Below are 7,634 nucleotides of genomic sequence, written 5' to 3'. Positions count from 1 at the left end.
GTCCCACCATGGCCGCCATGCGCCGCGACCCCCATGCCGGCGTCGATGACTTCCCCCGGCGACTGGCCGAGCTCAAGGGCTATCTTGACGACGAGCGGCCAGGTCAGCGAGTGCGGGCGGTACCCGGCCAGGGCACAAAGGTGCCGCTGTGGCTGCTCGGCTCCAGCGATTTCAGCGCCCGTCTGGCGGCCCGGGAAGGGCTGCCCTTCGCCTTCGCCGCCCAGTTCGCCCCGGCCCAGCTGTTCGAGGCACTCAAGCTCTATCGTGACAATTTCCGGCCCTCGGCAGTCCTCGATGCACCCCATGCCATGGTCGGCCTGCCGGTGATCGCCGCCGAGAATGACCTCCAGGCGGACTACCTCGCCTCCACCGCCCGCCGCAAGTTCCTGGGCATGATCCGCGGCCAGCGCACCAAGGCCCTGCCACCGGTGGAAGTGCTGGACTGGTCGCCCAGGGAGCAGGCCCAGGTCGAGCAGTTCCTGGGTGCCGCGGTGATCGGCGGTCCCGAGACCGTGCGCGACGGTCTGGAGCACTTCCTGAAGCTGACCGGTGCCGACGAGCTGATGCTCAATACCGATGTCTACGATGCCGAGGACCGGCTGAGAAGCTACGAGATCGTCGCCGAGGTGTGGCGATCATGACCCAGGCCGACACCTCGCGACCGAACCTTGGCCATCTCGTCGACGGCTTCCGGCGCATGGCGCCGCTGTCGCTGTTCGTGATCGTCTTCGGGCTGGCCTTCGGGGTGGCGGCCCTGCAGCAGGGGCTCTCCGCTTTCGAGACCCTGCTGATGAGCGGCCTGGTGTTCGCGGGGGCGGCCCAGTTCGCGACCCTGGAACTGTGGGGCGATACCATCCCGCTGCTGCCACTGGTGGCCATCACCCTGGCGATCAATGCCCGTCACCTGCTGATGGGCGCCGCCTTCTACCCGCACCTGCGCGACTTGCCCAGCGGACGTCGCTACGCCAGCCTGCTGCTGCTCAGCGACGCCAACTGGGCCATGGCCATGACCGGGAAAACCACGGCATCCCGGCTGGGCATACTGGTCGGCGGAGGCCTGGCCCTGTGGTCCACCTGGATGATCGGCACCGGCCTCGGCGTCACCTTCGGCAGCGGCATCAGCGAGCCCGACCGCTTCGGGCTGGATGCCATCATGGGCTGCTTCCTGCTGGCCATGCTGGTGGGCGACAAGCGCGACCTGGGCGTGCTGCTGCCCTGGGGCGCCGCGGCCCTGGCGGCCCTGGCGGCGATGGCCTGGCTGCCGCCCCATGCCCACGTGATCGTGGGGGCGCTGGCGGGCGGCGTGGTGGGCCTGCTGCTGCCCCCCGCGCGCAAGGAGAGAGCCCCATGACCCTGACGGCCGCGAACGGCGGCGTGCTGCTGGCCATCGTGATCATGGCGCTGGTCACCTACCTGACCCGCGCCGGCGGCGTCTTCGTGATGGCCCGGGTGCCCATCGGCCCGCGGGTCGAGCGCTTCATCAACGCCATGGCCGGCTCGGTACTGGTGGCGGTGATCACACCCATGGCCGTGAATGGCGACGGCGGGGCCCGGATGGCCCTGGTCGCCACGGCGGGGGTGATGCTCGTGCTGCGCAAGCCGCTGCCAGCGATCGCCGCCGGGATCCTGACCGCCGCGCTGTGGCGCCTGGTCGCATCCTGACCCATTCTCGGAACGAAGCGACCCGCACACTTTCCAAGGAGCAGTCATTCACGGTGCGCCGGCCGGGCCGGCGCCCCATCAGAGACACCGGAGTCCTGCATGCCCAAACCCCATGACCCGCGCCACAATGCTGCCTGGCGCGCCGCCCGAGAGTGGCAGTCGCGTGCCCGCCAGACACGCAGCGACGGCCCCCTGGGGAGCCTGAAACTGCTGCTCACCTGGCTGCTGTTCGGCGCCATGATGATTGTCGCCATGGTGCTGGGGCTGTTTTTCCTGCTCATCGGCTGGGCGATGATGCCCTTCCTGCGCCATCGCATGAAGAAGCGCATGGAGCAGATGCGCGCCGACCGGGCCGAGGACGTGGACGGCAGCGTCCACTACCGCGAGACCCGCTATCGCGAGAGCCGCGACGCGGGCGGCCGCTACCGGGAGCAGCAGGTGCTGGAAGGCGACTACGACGTCAAGGACGGGGACGTCAGGGACGAGGCGCGCGGGGACTCCGACCGTTCCTGAGCGACAAGGCTCCCGCCCCGTGTGAGTTTTCACGACTGGCCCGAGCCATCGGGCCCGCGTCTCGACGCGATGCTCGCGAGCGGTCGCGCTACTCGAGCGACTCGTAAGGCAGCCCCACGTAGTTCTCGGCGATGGTGGTCAGCCCTGCCTCGGAGCGGGTCACGTAGTCCAGTTCGGCCTGCTGCATGCGGGTATTGAAGTCCTCCTCGTCTGAGAACTTGTGCAGCATGGAGGTCATCCACCAGGAGAAGCGCTCGGCCTTCCAGATGCGCTTGAGGCAGGTCGCCGAGTAGTTGGGGATCAGGTCGGTACGGTCTTCCTGGTAGACCTTGGCCATCAGCCGGTAGAGGGTGTTGACGTCGCTGGCCGCCAGGTTGAGCCCCTTGGCCCCGGTGGGTGGCACGATATGGGCGGCATCGCCGACCAGAAAGAGGCGCCCGTACTGCATGGGCTCGACCACGAAACTGCGCAGCGGCGCAATGCTCTTCTCGATGGAGGGCCCGGTCACCAGCGTCTCGGCCACCTCATCGGGGATGCGCCGCTTGAGCTCCTCCCAGAAGCGCTCGTCGGACCAGTCTTCGACCTTCTCGTCCAGCCCCACCTGAATGTAGTAGCGGCTGCGGGTCGACGAACGCATGCTGCACAGGGCGAAGCCACGCTCGTGGCGGGCATAGATCAGCTCCTCGGCAACCGGCGGGGTGTCGGCGAGCAGGCCCAGCCAGCCGAAAGGGTAGACCTTCTCGAACTCCTTGATGCGCCCCTCGGGAATCGACTTGCGCGAGATACCGTGGAAGCCGTCACAGCCGGCCACGTAGTCGCAGTCCAGGCGATGGGTCTCGCCATCCTTCTCGAAGGTGACATAGGGCCGGTCGGTCTCGAGGTCATGGGGCTGGACATTGTCCGCCTCATAGAGGGTCGTGCCCCCAGTGGCTTCGCGAGCCTCCATCAGGTCGCGGGTCACCTCGGTCTGGCCGTAGACCATCACCGTCTTGCCGCCGGTGAGCCCGGCCAGGTCGACGCGCACGCGGCGATTGTCCAGGGCCAGCTCGACGCCGTCGTGGACGTCGCCCTCCTCGTCCATGCGCTTGTCGACACCCGCCTCGCGCAGCAGGTCGACCATGCCCTGCTCCAGTACGCCGGCGCGGATACGGCTCAGCACGTACTCGCCGGACTTGCGCTCGAGGATGACGTTGTCGATGCCCTGGCGCGCCAGCAGCTGGCCGAGCAGCAGACCAGAGGGGCCGGCGCCGATGATCGCGACCTGAGTTTTCATGGGGAGACTCCGTTGTTTGGCATTGGTGAACATCTGTTCGCTATGTGGATTGTATTTTTCACTGAAACTAACGCCCATATAAGGCAATATCGACAGAGTTAATTGGACAATCCCAATCAACACGACCGACTTTCGTCGAAGCCGCCCTGTCTGGAGTTCCCATGTCCACCACTGCCGTTCCCGTCTTCAAGCTGTATGGCGAGACGCGCCACTGGCCGACGCCTGACCTGCTCCACTGGGAATCGATTCCCGAACGCAGCCGGCTGCACGACTGGAGAATCCGCCCCCATCGCCATACCGACCTGCTGCACCTGCTCCACCTGTCTTCCGGCCGCGTCAGCCTGGAGCTGGAGGGAAGCCTGCACGCCCATGACGCTCCCCTGGTCATCGTGGTGCCGGCCATGAGCATTCATGGCTTCCATTTCTCGCCGGATACCCTGGGGCATATCATCACGCTGGCCCGCCCCCTGACCGATCGGCTGGAGGAGCGCCTGGGTGGCCAGGCTGCGGTGCTGTCCCGGGCCACCGCGCACCCTCTCGAGGGAGCCCGGCAGGCCGGACGCATTGCCACCCTGGTGGATCAGATCGGGGAGGAGTATTGCCACCCTGCCCCCGGCCGCGAGCGGCTACTGGAGGCATTCACCGAGGCACTGTTCATCGAGATCTCGCGCCTGGCCGACAAGCGCGCTGCTGCCGGCATCACCAAACGCCTGCAACCCCAGCACCGAGGGCTGGCCCACCTGCAGAACTACCAGGCACTGATCGAGAAACAGTTCCGCCAGCAACCCAGCGTCGAGCGGTTCGCCGAGCAGCTGGGCATGACCAGCGCCCACCTCAACCTGCTGTGCCGACGACTGGCCGACCGCAGCGCCCTGCAGTTGCTTCATGAGCGCCTGCTGCTCGAGGCCAAGCGCCAGCTCACCTACACCAACATGACCATCGGCCAGGTCGCCGACAGCCTGGGCTTCTCGGAACCCGCCTACTTCACCCGCTTCTTCAAGCGACTCACCGGCCTCTCGCCCCGGGACTTCCGCCAGCGCCAGTCCGGAACATAGGCTCGATGCAAGAGTGCCCCGGAAGGCCGCCTGCCTTCCGGGGCACCGTCACAGCGGCTGGCGTAGCCGCTCAGATCAGGAACAGCGTGGTCAGCACCGGAAAGGCAATCAGCAGCGCCAGGCGCAGGAAGTCCGAGACGATGAACGGCGCCACGCCCTTGAAGATCTCGCCCAGCCCCACGTGGGGGGCCATGGCCTTGATCACGAAGACGTTCATGCCCACTGGCGGGGTGATCAGTCCCAGCTCCACGGTCAGCACGGTGATGATGCCGAACCACACCGGATCGATGCCCAGCGACTGGATGATCGGGAACACCACCGGCACCGTGATCACCAGCATGGCGATCGCGTCCATGAACATCCCCAGCACGAAGTAGAGCAGCAGGATGCAAAGCACCACCACGATCGGCGCCAGGTCCATGCCGTAGAGGACGTCGGTGATCGAGAAGGAGATCCGCGATACCGAGATGAAGTAGCCCAGGGTCTCGGCCCCCACCAGCATGAAGAATACCACCGCGGAGAGCGCCAGGGTCTCCTGCACGCTGCGCCACAATGCGCGGCCACGCATGCCCTTGACCAGGGCGTAGAGCAGGGTGGCGAAGGCACCCACGCTGGCCCCCTCGGTGGGCGTGAAGGCGCCGAAGTAGATCCCCAGGATCATCACCAGGAAGACCGCGAAGAAGGGCACCAGCCCGCCGAGGGAGGCCAGCTTCTGCAGCCATGACGTCGGCTCGCCGGCTACCGCCAGCGAGGGTTTGAGGCGCATCACCACGGTGACGGTCAGCGCGTACATCACCAGGCCCATCAGTCCCGGCACCAGGCCGGCCATGAACATGTCGCCCACCGACTGCTCGGTAAGGATGGCGTAGATGAGCAGCGCGATGGAGGGCGGGATCATGATCCCCAGGGTGCCGCCGGCCGCCAGGGCGCCGGTGGCCAGTCCGCGGTTGTATCCATAGCGCTCCATCTCCGGCAGCGCGACACGTGTCATGGTGCTGGCAGTGGCCAGCGACGAGCCAGAGATCGCCGAGAAAACCCCGCAGGAGCCCACCGCGGCGATGGCCAGGCCACCCTTCCAGCCGCCGCAGATCATCCGGGCGGAGTGGAACAACTTGCCGGCCATGCCGGAATGCGCCGCCAGCACCCCCATCAGGATGAACATCGGCACGGCGCTGAAGCTGTAGTTGGAGAGCACCTCCACCGGCACGGTCTTGAGCTGGGCGATGGCCGCACTCCAGCTGATCACCTGGGCGAACCCCACGACGCCCACGATCAACATGGTCAGCGCCACCGGCACGCGCAGCACCATCAGCACCAGGAGCAGGCCGAGGCCGATGGCACCGATCATTTCACTCCCCATGGCTCACCTCCCCTTCGGCACCGAAGACGGCACTCAACACGGCATGGACCAGGCTGCGCAGCCCCAGCAGCAGGCTGAGCACGGCGGCCGCATAATAGATGGGCCCCATGGGGAGCCGTAGGTCCTGGGTCACCTCGCCATGCCGGGCGGCCGAGGCGGCGGAATCCACCAGGCCGAGGAAGAGAATCAGGCCAAGTGCCGTGAACCCCAGCAGGTAGACACCATGCAGGCGGTTCTTGAGGGTGGGAGACAGGCCATGGGAGAAGGCCTCCACCACCACCTGGCTCTTCTCCACGTTGGCCGCCATGGCGGCCAGCAGGGAGAACAGCATCAGGTAACTGACCAGCTCCACGCTGCCGGAGACGCGCAGCGCGATGGCCCCCTCGGTGAGCCGCGACAGGTAGCGGGTGCTGACATCGGCGATGGTCACCCCCAGCAGTGCCACCAGGGCGATGCCAGCGACGAGCTTGCACAAGAGGGCCAGCCAATCGCTGGCCCTTTCCAGGGTGGACTGCATGCCCCCTTACCCCTGCTCGGTGGCGCAGGACTCGCTGGCGGCCAGCGCTGCCTCGTAGACCTCGCGTCCTGGCAAGCCGCGCTCCTCGAGCCGGGTCAGGTAGCTCTCGATGCCGTCCTGGAGGGGCTTCTGCCAGTCCGGATGCTCGAGGGGGTTCTCGATCTCGCGGATGGTGTGCCCGGCGTCCTTGGCCTCCTGCTTGCCTTCCACATCGAGACGGTCGAAGACGACCCCGGCGTTCTCGGCCCACTTCATGCCGGAGTTGGCGTCGATCACCGCCTGCTGCTCGGGACTCAGGTTGTCATAGGCGCGCTGGTTCATGGTGGCCACGAAGATCAGGGTATAGAATGGGACCTCGGTGTGGTACTCGACCAGTTCGTTGATACGGAACCCCTTCAGCCCCTCCCAGGGGAAGCTCAGGCCGTCGATCACGCCGCGCTGCATGGCAGTGTAGATATCCGGCGCCGGCATGCCCACGGGGCTCGCCCCCATGTTCTCGAGCATTTCCCCCGCCACCGCGGTGGGACGACGGATGCGCAGCCCCTCGAGGTCGGACGGCACCTGGACATCGGTATCGATGGTGTGGATGCCCCCGGGTCCGGTGGTGAAGAAGAACAGCGGTCGGGTGTCCTCATATTCGCTCTCCAGGTGCCCCTCGTCATATAGGCTCTGCAGCACACAGGCACCCTGGGTCGCGGTGGTGGCCACCCCGGGCAGCTCGACGATCTGCGACAGCGGGAAACGCCCGGCGGTATAGCCCTGGGCAGTCGCACCGACGTCGGCGATGCCGCTGGCCGCCGCCTCGTAGAGGGAATCGGGCTTGGCCAGGGTACCGGAGGGGAACATCTCGACGCTCAATTCGCCATTGGATTCTTCCTCGAGGGTGGCCGCCCACGCCTCGAAGATCTCCTGGTTGACGCCCGAGGCGCCCGGCCAGAAGTGAGCCATGCGCAGTGTGGTGGACGCCTGGGCGGAAGCGGCGCCCAGGCCAGCGATGGACGCGGCCAGCAGGCAGGCGGTGAACTTGGTCTTCATGGTGATCCTCCGATACTCATTGTAATGGACCTGGCAAAAGTTCGTTATACGAATACAAGTTCGTATTTAGGAACAACCTACCTCAGACGGTTACACATGGATAATCGACATTAGTCTAAAGCACTATCCGTAAGACGGATGCCTTCACAGAGCAGGCTTCACGATGCAAAAGCAGGACGAACCAATGAAAAAATTGGATTTTCCGAAACTATCAGCCTG

The 7,634-nt window shown here is 66.1% G+C and carries 9 protein-coding genes; 5 read left to right on the top strand and 4 right to left on the bottom strand.

The genetic code is table 11. The features are described 5' to 3' along the window. The 4 genes from RI841_RS12460 to RI841_RS12445 all read left to right on the top strand — a co-directional run. A partial coding sequence (locus tag RI841_RS12460) for an MsnO8 family LLM class oxidoreductase (protein WP_310705927.1) occupies positions 1-641 on the top strand: 641 nt, incomplete at its 5' end. Continuing rightward, entirely contained in the window at positions 638-1,351 is a 714-nt protein-coding gene (locus tag RI841_RS12455) for an AzlC family ABC transporter permease (RefSeq protein WP_310705926.1), read from the top strand. The genes RI841_RS12460 and RI841_RS12455, both read left to right, overlap by 4 nt. Further along, entirely contained in the window at positions 1,348-1,662 is a 315-nt protein-coding gene (locus RI841_RS12450) for an AzlD domain-containing protein (RefSeq protein WP_310705925.1), read from the top strand. The genes RI841_RS12455 and RI841_RS12450 overlap by 4 nt, the downstream gene beginning before the upstream one ends. Positions 1,663-1,761: 99 nt before the next feature. Then, the gene (locus RI841_RS12445; RefSeq protein WP_310705924.1) at positions 1,762-2,175 is read left to right on the top strand and encodes a hypothetical protein; all 414 of its coding nucleotides are present in this window, start codon (positions 1,762-1,764) and stop codon (positions 2,173-2,175) included. An 88-nt stretch (positions 2,176-2,263) separates the two neighbouring features. Here the strand turns inward: RI841_RS12445 and pobA are convergent, their stop codons facing one another. Next, a complete protein-coding gene (pobA, locus tag RI841_RS12440; RefSeq protein WP_310705923.1) occupies positions 2,264-3,448 on the bottom strand; it encodes a 4-hydroxybenzoate 3-monooxygenase in 1,185 nt (394 codons plus the stop codon). Between the two features lie 161 nt (positions 3,449-3,609). On the opposite strand from pobA, the gene RI841_RS12435 reads away from it, so the two are divergent. Beyond that, positions 3,610-4,503 (top strand): helix-turn-helix domain-containing protein, encoded by an 894-nt coding sequence (locus RI841_RS12435; RefSeq protein WP_310705922.1) that lies wholly within the window; start codon positions 3,610-3,612, stop codon positions 4,501-4,503. Between the two features lie 70 nt (positions 4,504-4,573). On the opposite strand, the gene RI841_RS12430 is transcribed toward RI841_RS12435, so the two are convergent. Genes RI841_RS12430 through RI841_RS12420 form a run of 3 tightly spaced genes read right to left on the bottom strand, consistent with a single transcriptional unit; the run spans position 4,574 to position 7,415 of the window. Then, positions 4,574-5,863 carry a TRAP transporter large permease gene (locus tag RI841_RS12430; protein ID WP_310705921.1) on the bottom strand — a complete coding sequence of 430 codons (1,290 nt, stop codon included), beginning with the start codon at positions 5,861-5,863 and terminating at the stop codon, positions 4,574-4,576. Next, positions 5,853-6,380 carry a TRAP transporter small permease subunit gene (locus tag RI841_RS12425; RefSeq protein ID WP_310705920.1) on the bottom strand — a complete coding sequence of 176 codons (528 nt, stop codon included), beginning with the start codon at positions 6,378-6,380 and terminating at the stop codon, positions 5,853-5,855. Before RI841_RS12425 ends, RI841_RS12430 begins: the two co-directional genes overlap by 11 nt. A gap of 6 nt (positions 6,381-6,386) precedes the next feature. Then, a complete protein-coding gene (locus tag RI841_RS12420) occupies positions 6,387-7,415 on the bottom strand; it encodes a TRAP transporter substrate-binding protein (RefSeq protein WP_310705919.1) in 1,029 nt (342 codons plus the stop codon). Between the last annotated feature and the right edge of the window lie 219 nt (positions 7,416-7,634).

This window comes from Halomonas sp. (assembly GCF_031581305.1).
Taxonomy (GTDB): Bacteria; Pseudomonadota; Gammaproteobacteria; order Pseudomonadales; family Halomonadaceae; genus Halomonas.
This window is presented reverse-complemented; position numbering and strand designations above follow the sequence as displayed.

Bases quoted from the DNA above. Each gene is read 5' to 3' on its own strand.
- RI841_RS12450 (WP_310705925.1), top strand. From the start codon at position 1,348: ATGACCCTGACGGCCGCGAACGGCGGCGTGCTGCTGGCCATCGTGATC.
- RI841_RS12420 (WP_310705919.1), bottom strand. From the start codon at position 7,415: ATGAAGACCAAGTTCACCGCCTGCCTGCTGGCCGCGTCCATCGCTGGC.
- RI841_RS12445 (WP_310705924.1), top strand. From the start codon at position 1,762: ATGCCCAAACCCCATGACCCGCGCCACAATGCTGCCTGGCGCGCCGCC.
- RI841_RS12455 (WP_310705926.1), top strand. From the start codon at position 638: ATGACCCAGGCCGACACCTCGCGACCGAACCTTGGCCATCTCGTCGAC.
- RI841_RS12425 (WP_310705920.1), bottom strand. From the start codon at position 6,380: ATGCAGTCCACCCTGGAAAGGGCCAGCGATTGGCTGGCCCTCTTGTGC.
- RI841_RS12430 (WP_310705921.1), bottom strand. From the start codon at position 5,863: ATGGGGAGTGAAATGATCGGTGCCATCGGCCTCGGCCTGCTCCTGGTG.
- pobA (WP_310705923.1), bottom strand. From the start codon at position 3,448: ATGAAAACTCAGGTCGCGATCATCGGCGCCGGCCCCTCTGGTCTGCTG.
- RI841_RS12435 (WP_310705922.1), top strand. From the start codon at position 3,610: ATGTCCACCACTGCCGTTCCCGTCTTCAAGCTGTATGGCGAGACGCGC.